The organism is Kitasatospora sp. NPDC087314 (genome assembly GCF_044744365.1).
Classification (GTDB): Bacteria; Actinomycetota; Actinomycetes; order Streptomycetales; family Streptomycetaceae; genus Kitasatospora.
In genome coordinates this window covers 34744-53249 of record NZ_JBIUYE010000011.1, presented here as the reverse complement: position 1 = coordinate 53249, position 18506 = coordinate 34744, and the positions used below count along the sequence as shown (strand labels likewise).

General features: G+C 70.4%; 9 protein-coding genes. 7 read left to right on the top strand and 2 right to left on the bottom strand.

Features of this window, described 5'->3' with window-relative positions:
* The first annotated feature begins 261 nt into the window (after nucleotides 1-261).
* Both ACIO5E_RS23810 and ACIO5E_RS23805 read left to right on the top strand, forming a co-directional pair.
* Nucleotides 262-1050: a hypothetical protein gene (locus ACIO5E_RS23810; protein WP_400671152.1), complete on the top strand. Its 789-nt coding sequence runs from the start codon at nucleotides 262-264 to the stop codon at nucleotides 1048-1050.
* A 51-nt stretch (nucleotides 1051-1101) separates the two neighbouring features.
* On the top strand, nucleotides 1102-1566 hold the full coding sequence (locus ACIO5E_RS23805) for a hypothetical protein (protein ID WP_400671149.1): 465 nt from the start codon (nucleotides 1102-1104) through the stop codon (nucleotides 1564-1566).
* Nucleotides 1567-2028: 462 nt separating this feature from the next.
* Here the strand turns inward: ACIO5E_RS23805 and ACIO5E_RS23800 are convergent, their stop codons facing one another.
* Complete coding sequence (locus ACIO5E_RS23800) at nucleotides 2029-3090, bottom strand: ricin-type beta-trefoil lectin domain protein (protein WP_400671147.1); 1062 nt, start codon at nucleotides 3088-3090, stop codon at nucleotides 2029-2031.
* 111 nt (nucleotides 3091-3201) lie between these two features.
* Nucleotides 3202-8853 (bottom strand): PA14 domain-containing protein, encoded by a 5652-nt coding sequence (locus tag ACIO5E_RS23795; RefSeq protein ID WP_400671145.1) that lies wholly within the window; start codon nucleotides 8851-8853, stop codon nucleotides 3202-3204.
* A 1424-nt stretch (nucleotides 8854-10277) separates the two neighbouring features.
* Here ACIO5E_RS23795 and ACIO5E_RS23790 point away from each other — a divergent pair.
* The 5 genes from ACIO5E_RS23790 to ACIO5E_RS23770 all read left to right on the top strand — a co-directional run bounded on the left by ACIO5E_RS23790 (nucleotide 10278) and on the right by ACIO5E_RS23770 (nucleotide 18257).
* A complete protein-coding gene (locus ACIO5E_RS23790; protein ID WP_400671144.1) occupies nucleotides 10278-10604 on the top strand; it encodes a CU044_2847 family protein in 327 nt (108 codons plus the stop codon).
* On the top strand, nucleotides 10601-14866 hold the full coding sequence (locus ACIO5E_RS23785) for a trypsin-like peptidase domain-containing protein (RefSeq protein ID WP_400671142.1): 4266 nt from the start codon (nucleotides 10601-10603) through the stop codon (nucleotides 14864-14866). Before ACIO5E_RS23790 ends, ACIO5E_RS23785 begins: the two co-directional genes overlap by 4 nt.
* Before the next feature lie 931 nt (nucleotides 14867-15797).
* Nucleotides 15798-16133 carry a peptide deformylase gene (locus ACIO5E_RS23780; RefSeq protein ID WP_400671140.1) on the top strand — a complete coding sequence of 112 codons (336 nt, stop codon included), beginning with the start codon at nucleotides 15798-15800 and terminating at the stop codon, nucleotides 16131-16133.
* Nucleotides 16130-16606 carry a hypothetical protein gene (locus tag ACIO5E_RS23775; protein ID WP_400671137.1) on the top strand — a complete coding sequence of 159 codons (477 nt, stop codon included), beginning with the start codon at nucleotides 16130-16132 and terminating at the stop codon, nucleotides 16604-16606. The genes ACIO5E_RS23780 and ACIO5E_RS23775 overlap by 4 nt, the downstream gene beginning before the upstream one ends.
* Nucleotides 16596-18257: a hypothetical protein gene (locus ACIO5E_RS23770; RefSeq protein WP_400671134.1), complete on the top strand. Its 1662-nt coding sequence runs from the start codon at nucleotides 16596-16598 to the stop codon at nucleotides 18255-18257. The genes ACIO5E_RS23775 and ACIO5E_RS23770 overlap by 11 nt, the downstream gene beginning before the upstream one ends.
* Nucleotides 18258-18506: the final 249 nt, after the last annotated feature.

The following is an 18506-nucleotide window of genomic DNA, read 5'->3' as shown; positions in this document are numbered from 1 at the left end:
CTCGCTGCGGGAGCTGATGCACCATCCCCGCTGCCGCCCCTCCACGCGCACCCGGGCCGACCTTCCGGCGGCTAGCCGCGGCCGGCAGCCAGTTGGCACCTGCCCGTCGTCTTCGCCTGCCCCGCCCACCAGCGCCTGCTCACCCACCGGTGCCCGCACTGCGGCGGATCACCGAATCCGGTCCACCACCGCAGGGCTGCCCTGCTCCACCGGCCCAGCACACCGGGCATCCACCCATTGGCCTGCCGAGGCGACGCCACCGTGCCGGGCAGCAGCCGTCCCGGTGCCTGCGGACCCGTCTGCGGCGCCCGCCTCGACCACCCCCCACCCGGCGAACACCCGCCACCTCCCACCGGCGGCGTCGGAAGGCTGATCGGCCTCCAGCAGCGGCTCCAGGCCCGGCTGCACGGCGCCGGCCCAGCGCCCGGCGGGGCGTACTTCCTGGACCTCGCCGCCACCAGCCAGCTGATCACACTCAGCTGGCCCGCCCCCGCCGACGGCCTCACCCTGGAGCCGTCGATGCTGCACCTCATCGACGACCACGTCGAGACCACCCGCACCGCCGCCCAGGACCGCACAGCCCGGGGCCTGCCGAACCCCCAGGCCCCGGACCGGTGGACCGCACCCCAGGACAGCGCCACCTGCGGCGCCCTCCTGCTGGCCGCCGAACACCTCCTGGGCGACGAGCACGACCCGGGCGACATGCGCGAGCGGCTCCAGCCCCTGGCCCAGGCCGCCTTCCGGCGCGACGCGACCGCGTACACCGCGCTGCGACGCAAGACCATCTCCCCGCGCCTGGCCCGCGCGCTCGTGCGCCACCGGCACGGCTTCCACGCCGCCGGCCGCACCGAGAACGGCAGCGTGCGCGTCGCCTCCCGCGACTGCCGCTTCGGCCCCCAACACGTCCCGCCCTACCTCCCCCAGCCCTGGTACGACCAGCACTTCGCCGACTTCGCCGACCGCCTGAACAACCCCACCAGCTACACACCCCGGCACCTGCGACGAGCCGTCAGCCTCAAACTCGCCGAGATGGCGGCCGGCGGCTCCTAATCCCAGTGCGCCCGCCTGCTCGGCATCCCCGTCGCCAAGGCCACCAGCACAATGAACAAGCTCCGCCCGCAGATGGGCCCCACCCTGTGGCGGGACTTCGAGCACCGCGTGGACCAGATCGCGAGCCGCCTCGATGACGACCAGACCCGCGTCGACTACACCCGGCGCCGGACAGCGCTCACCCACTGGCAGATGCCCGCCGAACACTGGGCTGCACTCTTCGACGGCCTGAGCTCCCGCTTCCCCCGGATGGCCGGCGAGGAGGGACGGCTGACCGCCACCGTCCTGGTGTGGACCGACATCACCCAGGCCGAATACACCCACAGCCCCGTGCTGACCGGCCTCCGCGAAGCCAAGGCGGACGCTGCCCGCCTCATCGACAACATCACCCAGACCTACACCCCCGCCAACCAGAAAGCAGGCCGCCTCGTCCTGCGCCGATGCATTGCCGCCTACGCGGACCGCCTCGCCCAGCGTCTGGACCACGGACACCGGCCCAAACGGCCGACGGGGTGAACGCCCCGGTCACCGCCGCCACGGTCCCCCCGGCAAGATCGCAACAGGTCATATCGTCCCTGCCGTGGCGCCTTCCCTCTCTTCCGACCTCCCGTTGCCGCGGTTCTGGCCACCGATCCCATCGGGCTACACGCCGTGCTCCAAGGGCCATCCCACGCGTTCGGAGCCCGTGGTGCCGGAGCTTGCCCGGCGCGACGAGACCCGAACCGGCCTGTTCCACCTGTGAGACCCGCAGCGGGGCATGCTCACCGTGGCCTGCCCCGCTTCTCAGGCTGCACGCCGTTGCCGTCGGAACACTTGGGAGAGCCGATCATGATGTGGGGGCGGAATCGACCGATTCCGCCCCCGTTCGCCATTCGACCGGCACCCGATCCAGTGAACGCATGCCCACGTACCCGGCCTGGACACGATGGCCCCAGAATTGACCGGGCCACCGCGTCCGGGACCAGGTGGGCGCTGCTACTAGGTTCCGGCGCAGTTGGTGAACGTTGCCCTGGTCCGTGCGCTGTAGATGCTCGCGCCGCCATTGTTGTCGTACTTGAGGGGCACGGTGATGGTGTCGTCGGCGGTCCACGGGAAGCCCTGGGCGTCGAACGTGAAGGTTCCGGTGGCCTTGGTGGCCAGTTCGGACAGCGTGACCCACCCGTACTGGCGTGGGGGCACGCTCACGGTCAGCTTGCTGCCCAGCTCTTGCTTGAGGTCCACCGTGGTCGCGCCGCTGACCTCACCGTTGATCGTCAGCTCGACATTGGCGAGACCGATAGTGCCGCCGACCTTCAGGCTTCCCCCCAGCTTGAAGCCGATGGTGTTGCTCCACCCCGTGGTGGTGCTCAGCGAGAACTCCCACGGGATCGTGGTCGAGGTGTCGTTGAACCAGATCGGGGAGACGCACTGCTCCGGCAGCGTGAACGGCGGCGTCTGACTGGTCGTGGACCACGAGCAGGTCGCGGTGTCCTTGTTGCACCGGGCGGCCGCATAGTCCACGGCCATGTTCCACGCCGTCTGGTAGACCTCGGTGGGCAGCGTCCACTGCTGGTACGGCGTGTTGTCGCAGCGGTAGGTGTACACCCAGTTGTCGGTGCCGGGAGGTATCTGGACGGTCAGGCAGGAGTTGTCGCCGACCTGGCGGATCCTGAACGCCTTCTGCGCCGATCCGGCGACCGGTTGGAAGTACCACTGCTCGGACGCGCGCCCGTCACAGGGCTGTTGCCGCAGTTGGTAGCGGGCGGTGGTCAGGTCCATGCACTTGCCGGTGGTGGCGTTGGCGATGGCGAACCCCGAGCCGAGGCTGGTGCCCGTGTTGATGCGCCACGTCGTGGCGGACCCCGGCGCCGAGTTGACGGAGATGGGCGCGTTGTCGTCGTAGCTGCCGTCCTGGACATCCAGTTGTTTGCCGTTGCTGACGTTGGTGAACGGCAGCTGGATCAGTGCCGTCAGGCTCGTATCCGCTGGGGGCGCGGCCGCGGCCGGAACGGCGCCGACCCCCAGGGCTGCGCCCACCAGCGCGGCGATGACGGTCGCCACCTGCCACAACGATCTTCTTTTCCTGGCTACGGTTCTGGCCACACGCGTGGTCCTTTCATGAGGCGTATTCCGGTCGAACGACAGGCGGCCGAGGAGGCGGACAGCGTTCCGCTACCTCCTGAGCCTCCTGGTCGCGTTCGTTGCCGCGCTCCCCAGTCGGGCGGCTGCGGCGCCGGCGACCACCGCCGCGGTCAGGCCGGTCGGATCGAGGTGTGCGTGGCTGAGGGTGTCCACCGCGTCCACGCGTGCGCTGGACTCTTCCCTGGTCGACTTGGCCCCCACTTCGTGCTCTGCCACGGTGTCGACCGCTTTGCGTTCCCCCGTGCCGTTGATCATGCACCCCGGGCATTCCTTGAAGGGGGAGTTCCCGTGCAGGGGGCACGCGGAGTTGTGGACGAGGAGGGAGTCGGCACCGACTCGGACGTGGTAGGTGTGGATGCGGCTGACGCTGAGGTTGTAGACGGTCTGGTCGGCGACCTCGCCGCGGTCGTGGATCACGGTGATGCGTACGGCACCGGTGCTCGAAGGGGCGCGGACGAGGTCGCCGGTCCTGAGGTTCCCGGCGTCCACCCAGCCGCGGTCCTGGACCCAGAAGGGGTGGCCGGCGGTGGCGGTGAGCGTCGCCTGTCCCGAGCCGTCGACACCGATGTCGATCAGGTGCTTGACGCCGCGGCCGACGATGACTCCCGCGACGGGCTCGCCGAGGGTGGCATCGGTGGCCGGGTCGGTGGCCTTGACCTGGTCGCCTTCATGGACCTCGCTGATCGGCTTCGTGGTGCCGTCGGCCATCTCCACCAAGGTGTCCGGGGAGAACGAGTTGCACTTCTCGACGGCGGCGGCGGCCCTGCCCAGCGTCGATGCCTCCTTGACGGCGTCCTTGGCCACGGTGGCGGCGAGTTTGCCGCCGGGGATCATGCCGAGCGCGTCCATGGCTGCGGCTTCCTTGTTGCCCTGGGCGAGTTGGCCGGCCGCAGCCAACCCGGAGGACACCGTCCCGATCGGGCCGGGTACGAAGGCCACCACCTCGGCCGCGGTGGTCGCCACGTGCACCACCGACTTCCAGGAGAACGTCCCGGCGAGGTCCAGTCCGTTGACCGGGTCGGCGTTGACGTAGTCGTAGTCGTTGGCCGATCCGCCCTTCACCGGGTCCATCTGCAGGAACCGGCCCAGCACGGGCAGGTAGACGCGGGCGCCCATCTCGATGGCCTGCTGGCCGGCCAGGTGCTCCACCGGCCGCTCGTGCTGGCCCAGCCAGCCGAAGTCCATGCCGCCGGCGGCGGTGGCCGGGATCGGGATGTCGGCGAACGCGCCGGTCGTGGGATCGATGTTCTGCCCGAACGGGTCGTACAGGTGCAGGGCGCCGGTGCGGGCGGCCGTGCCGTCGGCGGTGAACAGGACGTCGCCGTGGATGTTGGGGTAGGACCAGTTGGTGGTCGCGGCCTTGTCGTAGTTCTTGGTCAGCAGCACGCCGCCGGGCAGCGCCACGATCCGTTGCAGCAGAGCGCCGTCCTGGTCCAGGATCAGGTCCGCGTCGTCGTGCTTGGAGGTGTAGGAGTAGCGGGTGGTCCCGTTCTTCGACGGGTCGGCGAATCCGGTGACGGTTCGGCCGGTCAAGCGGTCGGCCGGGTCACGGGTGTAGGAGATGGTGGCGCCGCTTGCGGTGGTGGTGGAGATGTGGCGCTTGGTGGAGTCGTACCCCAGGGTGTCGTCGCCGATCTTCACGGCGTCACCGCGGGCGTCGTAGCCGAACGCCAGTGCGAGGCCGCCGGTGGTCGCGGTGAGCCGGTCGGCGGCGTCGTAGCAGTAGGTGGTGGTGACCGCGGCGGCACCGTCGCGGCTGTCGGTGGACGCGGTGCGGTTGGTGTTCAGCCCGGTGGTCCTGGCCGGTCCGCACCCGTCGGCCGGGTCGAACCGGTAGGTGAGCTGGTGGTGCGGGACGGTCGCGGCGACGAGCCGGCCCACCGGGTCGTAGGTGTAGGAGTAGGTCGCGGCGTTCCTGCCGTCCTCGGTCACCGCCTCGTCGGTGATGCGGTTGTCCCGGGAGCGGGTGACGGTGTCGACTACGGTGGACGCCACGGTCTTCCACGCCAGCGCCGTGGGCTTGCCGGAGTCGTTGCGCGTCAGCGAGTCGAGGCGGGACCCGTTGCCGTAGGCGACAGAGGCCAGTTCGGCTGCGGCGGTGTAGGCGGGGGTGGCGACGACGGTGCCGTCGACCTTGACCTGGGTCAGCTGGTTGGCGTCGTTCCAGGCGTAGGACACGGCACTGGACACGCCCTTGACCGTGGTGGTGTCGGTGGTCAACCGACCGACCTGGTCGTAGGTGGAGGTCGACGTGACGCCGTTGGCGTCCGTGTAGCCCACCTCTTGGCCGAGCAGGTCGATCACGGTGGTGATCGACCCGTTCGCATCGCCGGCCTTCGAGACGAGCGGGTTGCCGCCGACCGCGTAGTCGTAGCTGACCGTGCGTGCCGGCTTGTCCCCGAAGGCCGGGAAGACCTTCTGGGCCACCCGTCCGCGGGCGTCGTAGCTGGTGCAGCTCCACGGCTCGTCGTTGACACGCTCGGCGACAGGACGGCCGGTCTCGTCGTAGACCGTCTCGCTGGTGAACGCCGGCCCGCTGCCCGGCTTGGCTCCGGTGACTGTCTTGACCATGCCGCCCTGGTTGGCGGCCGGGGCGTTCGGGTCGCACGGGTTGGCGCGGGTCTCGGTGTCGCCGTAGTAGGTGGTGGTGTCGCGCCTGTCGGGGTCGGTGATGTCGCCGGCCGGCAGCGCTTCGGTCAGCTTGCGCAGGTATCCCGTGCCGGGCCGTTCGTAGCCGGAGCGGGCGGTGAGGTTGAGCCCGCCGGGGTCGGCCGTCGCGGACACCTTGAGCCCGTACACCGGGTCGATCCCGGCCGCCGGGTCGGAGTAGCTGCTCGCGCCGCGCTTGGACGGCGCCCGTTCCTTGTCGCCGCCGGAGGTGTCCTCGGTGGTGGTACCCGTCGACCAGCCGTACCGGGGCGCGAGGTTCGCCCCCGGCACCGGTGCCGGGGCGCCGGTGCCGGGCGGGGTCCAGGTGAAGGCCAGCGCCCCGGTCGTGCCGGAGCGGTTGTAGTAGTCGACCCGGACGCGGTGCCGACTGCCGGCCGTGGTGTTGGTGTACGTGCCGGTGACCGCGGTGCTGGGCTTGTCGCTCCAGCTGTCGACGGTCAACACGTCGTCCACCCACAGGCGGACGCCGTCGACCGCCGTGAACCCGAGGCCGTAGTCGCCGGCGGCGGGGAACTGGACCTCGCCGGTGAACCGGCCCGACCAGCCACCGGTGTTCGCCACCGGCGGGCTCGCGCCCCAGGACCGCGACAGCGCCCCGTCGCCCGCGCCGACCCCGGTGGCGAACACCGTCGGCACACCCGCCAGCTCCGGGTTGTCGTAGAAGGCGGCGGACAGCCCCGCCAGCCCCTCGTCGTACGTGGTGTGGGTATGCGGCATCCTCGCCGCGCACGCGGGCGTGGGGGTCTGGCCGGTGAAGCAGGACGTCGGCGCGGGCCCGTACTTGTCGACCGGGCGGTCGGCGTGGTCGTAGACCGTGGTGGAGCGCCGGCCGGCGCTGTCGACGGAGGCGGTGGCCTGGTCCTTGGTGTTCCACTCCGCGGCGATGCTCGCCCCGGTGAAGTCGGTGGTGACCAGGGTGCGGCCGGCGTCGTCGTAGGTCACGGTGCGCGAGCGGGTCGAGTCGTACACCCCGGCCAGCGCCACGGTGGCCTGCTTGCGTTCGAGGTAGTACTGGTAGAAGTGTTCGGCCCGAAGCGCGCTCGAACGGCCGTCCGGGGCCGGTGCCAGCACCTGCACCGCGCGCAGGGCGGGCGGCTCCTTGGGGTCCTCGGTCACGGAGTCGTAGCCGATCACCGTGCAGGCGGCGGCGGTGTCACCGGTGTTGGTGCACCCGTTCTCCGCGGACGGGGCCTGGTGCGCCACCCAGTCGTACGCCAGGCTGCCCCGGACGGTGGCCAGCGGCCCGATGCTGTCCAGGGCCTTCTGCTTCTCCAACTCGTTGTCCCCGGCCTCGTCGTAGCGCTGCTTGGCCGAGGCCCGGCCCACGTAGTCGAAGTCCTGCATCACCGCGCCGGGGTTCTCGACCCGGGCCAGGGTGCCCATCTGGTACCAGAGCCGGGTCTCGCTGCCGTCCCAGTACCGGATCCGGCACAGCATCTGCGGCGGTGCCGGGTCGGAGCCCGGCGGACGGGCGACCCCGCCGTAACAGCCGTCGCTGCCGTCGGTGTTGTAGAAGAGCTGGTGCGACCGGCCGGAGACCGGGTCCTTGATCTGCGTCAGCCGCGGCGGCGTCCCGCTGTAGACGTACTGCAGTGCGGCCGGCTTCTTGCCGTCCAGCACCGACTCCACCGCCGCCAGCGTGCCGTCGGGGTTGAACAGCGACACGGTGTCGCCCTCGGTGAGCGTGATCCGGCCGGAGGTGTCGAAGGCGAGCACACCGTCCTCGCCCACCGGTGGCGTGTAGCCGGCTGTGGATGCCTTGCCCCAGGTGTGCTTGCCGCCGGCTCCGTCGGTGAGCACCACCGAGCCGTCCAGCATCTCGGCGTGGCTGTAGCCGCTGGACTGCGCCGACAGCGTCCAACCCGCCGGGAGCGCCTGCGCATCCGAGGAGAACAGCCACTCCGTCGGCACGATCCTCGGATCCAGGGTGTGTACGCGCTGGGTGTCCGGGCCGGTGCTGCTCTTGGCCCACAGCACCATGCGCGGACGCTGGTCGGAGTGGTGGTACAGCTCGACGCGCAGCGGCACCAGCTGACCGGCCTTCAGTGCGATCTCCTGGGCCTGGTGCGGGCCGGGCAGGAGGAAGTCGTCGCCGGGGTCGGCGGGGCCGGGGTTGTCGTAGACCAGCTTGTCGCCCAGCCAGACCCGGGCGCCGTCGGTGTGCGAGCCGGCGAACCGGAAGTCACCGCTGACCGGGGCCTTGAACTGGCCCTCCCAACGCACGACGAACCAGTTCTTGTCCAGGGCGGGCGGCATCGGGTTGTCGCGCCACGGCATGTTGTCCGGATTGCCGGTCCACGGGATGCCCCAGTCCAGGTTGACCTGGGACTCTCCGCGCACCATCACGGGGGTCGTGTCCGGGGTGCCCGCGTGCCGGGAGTCGTTGAAGTAGGAGGTGCGCACACCGTGCGGGGCGCCCTCGCGGGAGTTGTAGGCGAGGTTCACGCCCGCCGATCCGCCGACGGTCTGGAACGCCGGGCCGGCGGCCTCGACGTGCGCGTTGCCGTTGAACAGGTTCACCGTCACCGGGCCCAGGTGGTCCGTCGGTGCCGGGCCCGGGTCGCCGACCCGCTGGTTGACGGTGAAGTGCCCGACCCACTGCGGCGGGGTCGCGGTCGTCGCGCCGGACATCGCGGTGGCCGCCGTCCAGGTGTAGCGTGCGCCGTCGTGCAGCACGTGCTTGGGGACGGTCCACTGCGGCTGGTCGAGGCACCCGGAGTCCACCACACTGCCCGAACGGCCGTCGAACCCGGTGGAGATCTTGAAGCAGTACAGGACGCCGTCACCGGCCGGGGCCACCTGCAGCGCCGGCGTCTCCGTACCCACCACGGCACCGTCGACCGGGGAGACCAGGCTGGTCTGCGGCGCCCCCGGGGCTGCGGCGCGGGCAGCGAACTGCGGGTGCTCGCCGGTCGCCAGCGGCGCGAAGTCGGCCTTCTGCTGCGGCACTTCGGCCTGCGGCTTCTGCTCGGCCGCCGACGGGACCGACAGGATCGGCAGATCCCGCGGCACCGGCCTCGATGCGGCGGACGCCTGTGCCGGTGGCAGGACGCCCGCCTGGGCTAGCGAAGCCACCAACACCGTCGCCACGGCGAACGCGATCCACCGCAACCGCACCCACGACCGCACGGACAACCGAGCTCGACCGGTACCTCTGGACAAGGCCCCTCCAACGCTGTCGACGTCCGCCGGAACCCGTGACACGGCAGGACGCGGGTCCACTCTCCTCCGGTCCCAACTGGACGGATCAGGCAGAGGCGTGAAGTCTTCCGCGACCGGCGGGCCCCGGGGAACAGGTGGCGTGCAGCTTGGCCGGAATCACCGAACCGCCGGTCCCCAAACGGAAGGCACGCCGCACGGTCCGGCCGTCGTCGCCGCATTGTCCTGTCAGGGCCATGATTAAGCGTGTGCTCCTGGGCGCCGCTAAGCGGAAGCGCCGAACTGCCCGGCGCCCGTGCCGGATTTGGCCGAAACCGTACGGCCAGGGTTCCGGCCGACGAGGTGAACCGGCCCATGGAACAGAGGCGGCAGGGGTCCGGTAGTCGGTTGTGCGCTACGCGAACAGGCGGACCCCGCTCGGCGTAGGCCCCGCCCTGCTCACCCGGCCGTAGCCGGAGCCCGGCCGGGTGAGCGAGCCTGGAGTCGTGGCCCGTGTCCGCTTCTGCGATTCGTGCGGCGGCCGGCTCTCCCTCAGGGCGCCTGTTAGCCGCCGGTACTGCGACGGCGCATGCCGGGCCCAGGCGTACCAGGACCGGCGGATCGCCGGGCGGCGCCACGCGCTGCTCGGTGCCGCGTACTGCAGGGCGACCGCCGCACGGTGCAGGAGCTGACCTGTCCGGAGTGCGGCCACCCGACGTTCGCCTCGGCGGGCCGCAGGCGGGATTCCATGTGGTCTTCCGGGAAGTGCCGGTCGCGGGCGTACAGGAGGCGGGCGGCCCGGCGAGCGCGGGTTGCGGCGCGACGTCCATCCGTTTCGCCGGGGACAGGGTTGCCGCCGGTATGACGCCTGGACGTCATGCTGCGGATGATCAAGGGGCGACGACGCGCAGGTCGGGGCGGGTGTCGGGGTCGGGGGCGCGCAGTTCGGCGGCGAGGACGGTCGCCGCTCCGGTGCACGATGGCGATCAGAAGGTCCACCAACAGCCGGGCGGCCGCCGGCGGCGCCCTTCCGTTTCCGATTCGCCATCTGGTCCACCCGCTCCGGGATCACCGCGGTGATGCAGCGGTCGGCGGCTGCGCTCGGCTTGGAGCCCTTGAGGAACGGCTGAGTCCTGCGAAGTGACGGCATGGCCACATCACGATTTGGGGTACAACTCCATCGTTCCCCTGCCCGGCCCGGCACCCTGGCCTAGCGTAGCCGGTCCAGCAGTGCTGCGTAACACAGTCAACTGGCGGGCCAGTCGGGACACTTACCGGCGCGATACGGGGGTGGTCGCATGTTCCTCAGCGTTCCTTTCGACGACGGCCAGACGTTCGTCGTGGAGCTGCCCGAAGGGCAGGGTTCCGGCGTACTCCGGGCGGCTCGGGGAGATGCACTGGTCGAGTCCTCGGCCGAGACCTTCGAGTCCGGCCTGGCCCGGGTACGGCAGGTCGCCGCCGCCCTGCTGGAGCGGCTGGCCGATCTGCCCCGCAAACCCGACCAGATCCGGGCCGAGTTCGGGATCAAGATCACAGCCGAGGCGGGGCTCGTCGTGGCCAAGGCGTCCGGCGACGCGCACTTCACCCTGGAGCTGGAATGGAGCCGCCACGAGAGTGAAGCATGAGCCAGCCGCTGGCCTGGGAGCGCGGGACGGCCCGCGTCCTTCACGACGGACGGCCGGTCGGGGCCGCATTCCTGATACCCGGACGGCTCATGCTCACCTGCTCGCACGTCGTCGCCGCCGTCGCGGGCATCCCTGACGACCAGCCCCTCCCGGCGGACTTCCCCGTGACCGTCGACTTTCCGCTGCTTCCCGGCTGCCCCAGGGCATCGGCCACAGTCCACGTCAGCGTCCCGGTGGCGGCCGACAACAGCGGTGACGTCGCCGTACTGCGCCTGTCCGACCCGCCGCCGGAGAGCGCCGTTCCCCTGCGGATCCTGGAGTCGGACCAACTGGCCGGACACCGCTGGCGGGCGTTCGGGTTCCCCCGGTACGCCGGGCCGGGCGGCAGCAAGGACGCCGGAATCTGGACCACCGGCACGATCGAGGGCCGCGAGGGCACCGGCTGGTGGCAGCTGACCTGTGACGAGCACGCCGGGTTCCCGCTGGCCGGCGGGTTCAGCGGCGCGCCGGTGTGGGACGAGGAGTTCCAGGGCGTCGTCGGTGTCGTCGTCGCGGTCGAAGGGGACCAGCGGCGGCGCACGGGCTATGCCCTGACCGTCGAGTCACTGGCCCGTGAATGGCCGGAACTACGCGTCCGACTGCTGGCCGACAGCCCCTTCCGCGAGCTCCTGGCGTTCACCGAACAGGACGAGGCGGTGTTCCACGGGCGCGGTCACGAGACGCGCCGACTGCTCGAACTCCTCGGAGAGCAGCAGGTGCCGGTACTGCCGGTGCTCGGTGCCTCCGGGGTTGGCAAGTCCTCACTTGTCAGCGCCGGCCTCCTGGCCGGGCTCGACGACCAGGCATATGTGATCGCCCGCGTGCCCCACGGGCTGCGGCTCACCGCCGAGGAACTCCTCGCCTGGGCGCTCGCCTCGGCCGGCGATGCGGACCCGGACACGGCCCAGTGGCACGACCGATGGACCGCCCTGGCCCGTCAGCTGGCCAGCGGCGAGGACGGACTGCGCACCGCACTCGAACAGACCTTGGCCCGCCACGGCAGACACGCCAAACTCCTCCTCGTCGTCGACCAGTTCGAGACTCTGCTCGCGGATGCGCCCGAAACGGCACGCAAGCTGGACGCGATGCTGGGTGTCCTGACCGCGCGGCGCACCGACGGCAGCAGGCCGGCCCAGGCCGTCGTCGTCGCCCGGATCGACTTCCTCTCCCAGATCGAGCAGCTTCCCGTCCTGCGCGCGGCGTGGGAAGCGACGCACGTCGTCGTGCCGCCGATGACCCGGGACCAGCTGCATGCGGCCATCATCCTCCCCCTGGAGGCGCACGGCGGAGTCCGCTACGCCGACGGCCTGGTCGAGCAGCTGCTCCGCGACACACCGCTCGGCGCGGCCGCCTTGCCGATGCTGGAATTCACCCTGAGTCAACTCTGGGAACAGCAGACCCGCGGCATTCTCACCGCCGCCTCCTATCAGGGGCTCGGCGGGGTCCAAGGGGCACTGGTCGGCAACGCCGAGTCCACCCTGTGGGAATGGGCGGACGAGTCCGAGCGCGCGGCGCTGGAACGGATCTTCATCCAGCTGGTCCGCCCGGCAGAGGAACTGGACGCAGGGGATCGCGGCCCCGACACCCGCAGGGTCGCCGACCGCACTCAGTTCTCGGACCAGGACTGGTCGTTGATCCACCGGTTGGCCAGTACCAGGCTGGTCGTCGTGACCCGCCGCCCGAACGGGCCGGACACCGTCGAGCTCGCCCACCAGACGCTGGTGGAGAGCTGGCCGAGACTGCAGCGCTGGGTCGAGGCGAACCGTGCCTTCCGCAGTTGGCAGGAGAAGCTCCGGCGTGCCCTGCGTGCCTGGCAGGAGCAGGGCCGACCGGATGAACTCCTGCTCGGGCGGCGCGAGGTCGACGAGGCAAGGCGATGGATCGACGAGCGCCCGGACGAAGTCCCGGCCGAGGAAGTCGAGTTCGTCTCCACCAGTGCGCGGGCCCAGGCGCGCCTCGCCCGTCGGCGCCGCTTCGTACGGGGCGGCTTCGCGCTGCTCGCCGTCCTCGTACTTATCGCCTCCGGCCTCGCTCTCGTCAACGCCCGGGCGGGCGATGAACAGCGGGACCTGGCCGCGAGCCGACAACTGATTGCCCGGAGCGCGAGCCTGGCCACCGCCGACCCCGCCATGGCCGCCAACCTGGCCCTGGCCGCGCAGCGCATCCACCCGACGGCTGACACCCGGGCGCGGCTCCTCTCCGCAGCCAGCTCGCCGTTGATCAGTACGCTCGTCGGGCACACCGGCCCGGTGCGATCGGTGGTGTTCAGCCCGGACGGAAAGAGCCTGGCCACCGGCAGCGCGGATGAAGCGGTGCGGTTGTGGGACGTATCCCGACGCCGCGAGGTGAGCACCCTGCCTGGCCGGAACCTCGACGTGGTGGCGTTCAGCCCGGACGGAAGGAACTTGGCCACCTTCGACTACGCCCGTCAAGGGGTACGACTGTGGGACGGTCGCACGCTCGACCCGGTCGGAGATCTCACCGGTGCGGCGGGTCCTCTGGTCTTCAGCCCCGACGGACGGATCCTGGCCACGGGAGGCGTCGGCGATGCCCAGGGGTCGGTGCAGCTGTGGGACGTGGAGTCCCGCCGTCAGCTGGCCACACTCGCAGGTGTCCACGGTTCGTGGCCGATCTCGGCGGCGTTCAGCCCGGACGGGACAACGCTTGCCGTCGGCGGCGGCGCCGACCAGGAGGTGCGGCTGTGGGATGTGCGAACCCACGGCCAGCTGGCCGTCCTCACCGGCCACACCGGACAGGTGTTGGCGGTGGTCTTCAGTCCCGACGGTACCGTCCTCGCCAGTACGGGTGGTGATGCCACGGTGCGCCTGTGGGACGTGCGGAGCCGGACGGAGCTGGCGACTCTCACCGGCCACAGAGGTGCTGTGCGGGCGGTGGCATTCAGCCCAGACGGGCAGACCTTGGCCACAGCCGGTCAGGACTGGACGGTGCGACTGTGGGACGCGCCTGCGCGCCGGGCTCTGGTGACACTTAACGGCCATACGCGCGAGGTCAATTCGGTGGCGTTCAGTCCCGATGGAAGTGCCCTGGCGAGCGCCGGCGAGGACAGCACGGTACGGCTGTGGGACATGCGCGTGGGCCGTCCGCTGGCCGTGTTCGCCGGGCAGGGCGGCGCGATGCGACCGGTGGCGTTCAGCCCGGACGGCCGGACGCTGGCCACCGGAGGCCGGGATCCGTCGGCGAGGCTGTGGGACGTTCGAACGCACCGCCAGTTGGCCGTTTTGACGGGCCGGGAAGGCATGCTGCTCACCTTGGCCTTCAGCCCGGACGGGAGGACCCTCGCCACCGCGAGCGACGACGGGACGGCAACGCTGTGGGACACCGCGACCGACCGTGAAGTCGCCACCCTCACCGGCCACACCGGCCTGGTGGGCGCGCTGGCCTTCAGCCCGGACGGAAGAACGCTCGCCACCGGCAGCTACGTCGACGGCACGGTGCGGCTGTGGGACGTGTCGTCCCATCGCCTGCTGACGATCCTCAGGGGCACGTCGAGCCCCGTGGTCTTCAGCCCGGACGGCAGCACCCTCGCCACAGGTGGCGGCCTCACCGCGCCGACGGTCAAGTTGTGGGACGTGCGGCACCCTGACCAGCCGGCGGTCCTCAGCGGCCACACCGGCCTGGTCGGCTCGGCGGCGTTCAGCCCGGACGGAGCCCTCCTGGCCACGGGAAGCTGGGACGGAACGGTACGACTGTGGAACGTGCGGACCCGGACCCAGGAGGCCGCCCTCACCGGCCACACCGGCTCCACCCAGTCCGTGGCGTTCAGTCCGGACGGGAACACCCTCGCGAGCGGCGGCTGGGACGCCACGGTGCGACTGTGGGACGTCCGGACCCGGACCCAGAAGGCCGCCCTCACGGGCCACGCAGACATCGTGTGGAATGTGGCGTTCAGCCCGGACGGGAACACCCTCGCCAGCAGCAGCCAGGATTCCACGGTCCGGCTGTGGAACATACAGACGCGAAGTCAGGTGGCGCTCCTGACCGGCCACACGGGCAACGTATCGTCCGGGCTTTTCAGCCCGGACGGAGCCCTCCTGGCCACCAACGGCGGGGACAGCACGGTGCGCCTGTGGGACACCGGGATGTATACCGACCTCGACGCCGTCGTCAGCAGGCTCTGTACGACCGCCGGCCGCTCCATGACCCGGGAGGAATGGCGGCAGTACGTCCCCGCCGACGTGTCCTACCGCCAGACCTGCCCCTGACTGCTGTCGCGCTCCTGGACCGCCCGCTGCCGGCGCCCTTGGCCCCCGTGTCCGGATCCTGCACACTCCCGTCATCGCCGCCACGGCCAGTCGCAGGCGAGGCCGGGGGCATGAGCCAGCTCCCACCCCTCCCGCGCCTCGTGGTGATCCCGGTCTTCAACGGGATCGACGCGCTGGACGTGACCGGGCCCGCCGAGATGATCGCGCTCGCCACCAGGCCGCTGCCGCCGGGCTCGGCCGGGTACGACGTCCGGTTTCGTGCCGAGGGTGGGGCTGGCGGAGACGTTCTCGGGCATCCCGCTGTACGCCGGCGAGATGCTGCGCGAGACGCCGCTGCGACCCGGCACCCTGGCCACCCGATACCACAAGAGCCCGGAAAGCTACACAGCAGGAATGCACCTCGGCGGCTTCGCGCGGCGGCGCGGTCGTCTCCTCGTCGATCGCGTCGTACAGGTGGGCTCCGTGAGCCCACCGCTTCAGGGCCTGGAGCCTCTCGTGTGCCAATCACACCTGGTATGTGTCAACTAGAGACTGCAATCGCACCCAGGTAGACACGGGTGCACGGCGTGCGACTGCCTGCCGTAGATGCCACCGGCGCTTCCCTCTGAGCTGGGGTGGTGTCAGTTACTCTCGCCATGGCTGCGCTCGGACTGTCAAGTCTTGTTGTCACATACGTACAGGGCGGCGCTCCAGCACGGTTGAACTCCCGTGCACCGGATTCTCGAAAGGCGCCCCTGGGAAAGGATCTCCGCCGTAGGTTCGACCCACGTGATCAGGTCACCACGGAGGCGATGGGGCGTGGCTTCGGCGTTATCTGGCGGGTGTCCAGCGGGACCGGCTGCACGTACTGGCTTGTGGTCTGATGCCTGTGACCTGGGCGACCTTGCCCGCCTCCACACAGGGTTCGATGCCCACAGGAAGACGCTGAGCCTTGCGGCCGGCCGGAGCGGCCACTGGTTCCAGCGCGCCGTACGGCTGCCCACCCAACACCTCATGGTCCGCGTCGACTTCCCGGCCGACCTGGACCCCGTCCACCGCCCTCGACGGATCCGACGACACCGAGACCTACGAAAGGGGCCGGGCCCGGCTCGTCGCCCATGAGATCGACCACCTCGACGGCCTGCTCTACACCGACCGCATGCGCCCAGGCGTCACCCCGATCCCCGTCGAGGAGTTCCGCGGCACAGGATCAACGCGGATCTACCGAAGGCACCGACCGAAACCCTCATTTCAACTACGCACTTCATATCGAGAGGAGTCCCCTTGAGCCTGTGGCAGGCCGCTCTCCTGGGAGCCATGGGAGGAGCGTTCGCAGGGCTGATCGACTTCTACCAGCGTGCCAACCAATGGGCCTCGGCCTTCGCCGAGGAAGCCGCGAAACGCAGGCGACGGCCCGTGGCGCCTCCACGCTTGTGGGGCGGGACCTTCTACAACAGAGCCGATCTGACGGTGGCCGGACTGGAGGTCCTGCTCGGCGGCTTGGCCGGAGTCCTACTGGCCGGGAGCGGCCAGATCAGCGGCCCCTACGCTACGGTCATCGTTGGCGCCTCGGCCCCCACACTACTCGTCAGACTGTTCAACGGCAGTCCATTGGGCGGCACCCAGCCAGGCTCGGAACCGCCACCTGCCGTCGAGACCGGCGTGCTGGCATTCCCGCCCCCCGCCCGCGGGCCAGTTCAGAGCGGTGAGCCGATCAGCGACCTTCCGACCCGGCCGAATGGAGACGCTCATGGCCATTGACGGGCCCTCCGCCCGGCTCCGGGGCGCGCTCGAGGAGTACAAGTCGCGCCGCTTCCACTTCAGGACTCCCATCGAGCCAGCAGACCTCGAGTACCTGTTTGTGGAACCCGATGAGAACGCGGTCGCTACCACTCCCGAGGCGGCAGCCGATCCCAGCCGGATCATGGCCGCCGCCGCCTACCGGAACATGCCGGTGGAGAGGATTCTCGACGCATTTCCCGGCAGTCGTCTCCGTCGCCGGCCAGCCCTGCTGGCACAGAACTTCGCCGAGGCATACAGCGATGCTCTGATCCGCCGGGCGCTGGACCACACAGACCACCCGCAGGTGCAGGCGTTCGGAACGAACCCCGTCCCAGTGATCGAGCACTGTCTCCAGGCCCGCGCCCGCCGCCGGTCCCGGGACCGCAAGCTGGCTCTGGTCGCTCTTGCCTTGCTGCCCTTCGCACCAGGCGCCGCAGCGTGGTACGCAGCCCTTCGCGTGAAGGCCACGCTCCCGGCTCGACAGGCCGTACGAACCGTCCCGATCGCCCTGATCCTCGGCCTCGCTATGTGGCTCACCGTGACCCCACCCGGTCTTCCGACCCCGTGGAACTGGTACATCCCGCTCGCACTGCTCGCGCCGGTCCTGTGCTGGCCGATCGCGACCGACATCGCGCTGCGGCACGCGGAAGCCGACCTGATCACGGCGCGAGACCTCCTGTACGGCCCAGTTCCGCCCAGCGCGCTCGTCCCCGAAGCAGTTCCCACCGGGCCCAGGGACATCAAGGCGAAGCGTCTACGGGACGCTCTCGCGCTCGTCGCAGCGCAGCAGGAGAGCAACATCTTCTTCTACGACGACGCCGGCGTCACAGGGGCTGGCCAGCGTTGGGCGAGCTGGCATCTCGACCAGCCACTGAACGGCGAGCGCGTCAGTGCGGCCCAGGACTTCCACCCGTGGACCGTGGTGGCTGCTGTACGGGCACGCTTGACGGAGCAGCCGCCCGTGCCAGGTACTGTGGCCGTGGATGACTGGGCCCTCTACCCGCTCCGGGCACGCTCCGAGAACCGCCCCTGGCCGATTGGCCCAGACATGGACGGTCTGCGAATGCGGCCGTCAGCGCTTCAGCGGATCTGCAACACGGCCGACCCGCATGGTCCCCGACATGCCCTGGCACTGCAGTTGCACCTCTTCGAGGGACGCGCCGTCCTGACCTTTCTGGTGCGCGTGCAGATCCGGCGATCCCACCTGCTCGTGGACATCGACGCTTACGCGTTGGGGACACTCTCCGCAGTACTTCAGGAGTCGCCCAAGTCCCACTGGGCCCAGGCCAACCCACTGTCGACCATGCGTGAGAGTGAGACGCGTGTGGACCTTGGCGAACTCACGCGACTGCTGGTCCGAGCACCCCGCGCGTGCTGGTCCACCACGCCTGTCCGCGGTCAGGTGCAGCTTCCAGAACCGTTTGGGCTGCGGCACAGCTCGGCCCAGCCTCCTATGGCGACGCAGGAAATGGCAGACGTCTGCATCTACATGGCGACGCCCGTCATGCACGCCATCCAATCGGTCGTGGAGACAATCCTGGACGGTGAGAACCTCGCTGCATCGGGCCAGGAACACGACGGCTTCAAGGCCCAGTTCGAGCATGTGCCTCGCAGCAGCTCAACCCGGTGAACCGGGCTGACCCCAGTGCCCTTTCTGAGGATGCTAGGAGCTGTTCAAGGTTCGGATCTTGTTATGGCCTGGCCGTGGGTTGGTGTCTCTCTGGTAGAACTCGGAGCGCTCACCAGCGACGACCGCCCCGGGGGGCCACCCCCGGGCGGCGGGGGGCGCCCGGGGGCGGGCGGCCCGCCACGGGTGTTAGTTGTAAATGAACTTGTGCACCAACGCCCACAACACCCCCCCCCCAGGGTGGCCGGGGGC

What these genes read in the sequence shown, in the direction of transcription:
- ACIO5E_RS23805 (WP_400671149.1), top strand. Translation starts at nt 1,102, where the DNA reads ATGAACAAGCTCCGCCCGCAGATGGGCCCCACCCTGTGGCGGGACTTC.
- ACIO5E_RS23790 (WP_400671144.1), top strand. Translation starts at nt 10,278, where the DNA reads ATGTTCCTCAGCGTTCCTTTCGACGACGGCCAGACGTTCGTCGTGGAG.
- ACIO5E_RS23785 (WP_400671142.1), top strand. Translation starts at nt 10,601, where the DNA reads ATGAGCCAGCCGCTGGCCTGGGAGCGCGGGACGGCCCGCGTCCTTCAC.
- ACIO5E_RS23770 (WP_400671134.1), top strand. Translation starts at nt 16,596, where the DNA reads ATGGCCATTGACGGGCCCTCCGCCCGGCTCCGGGGCGCGCTCGAGGAG.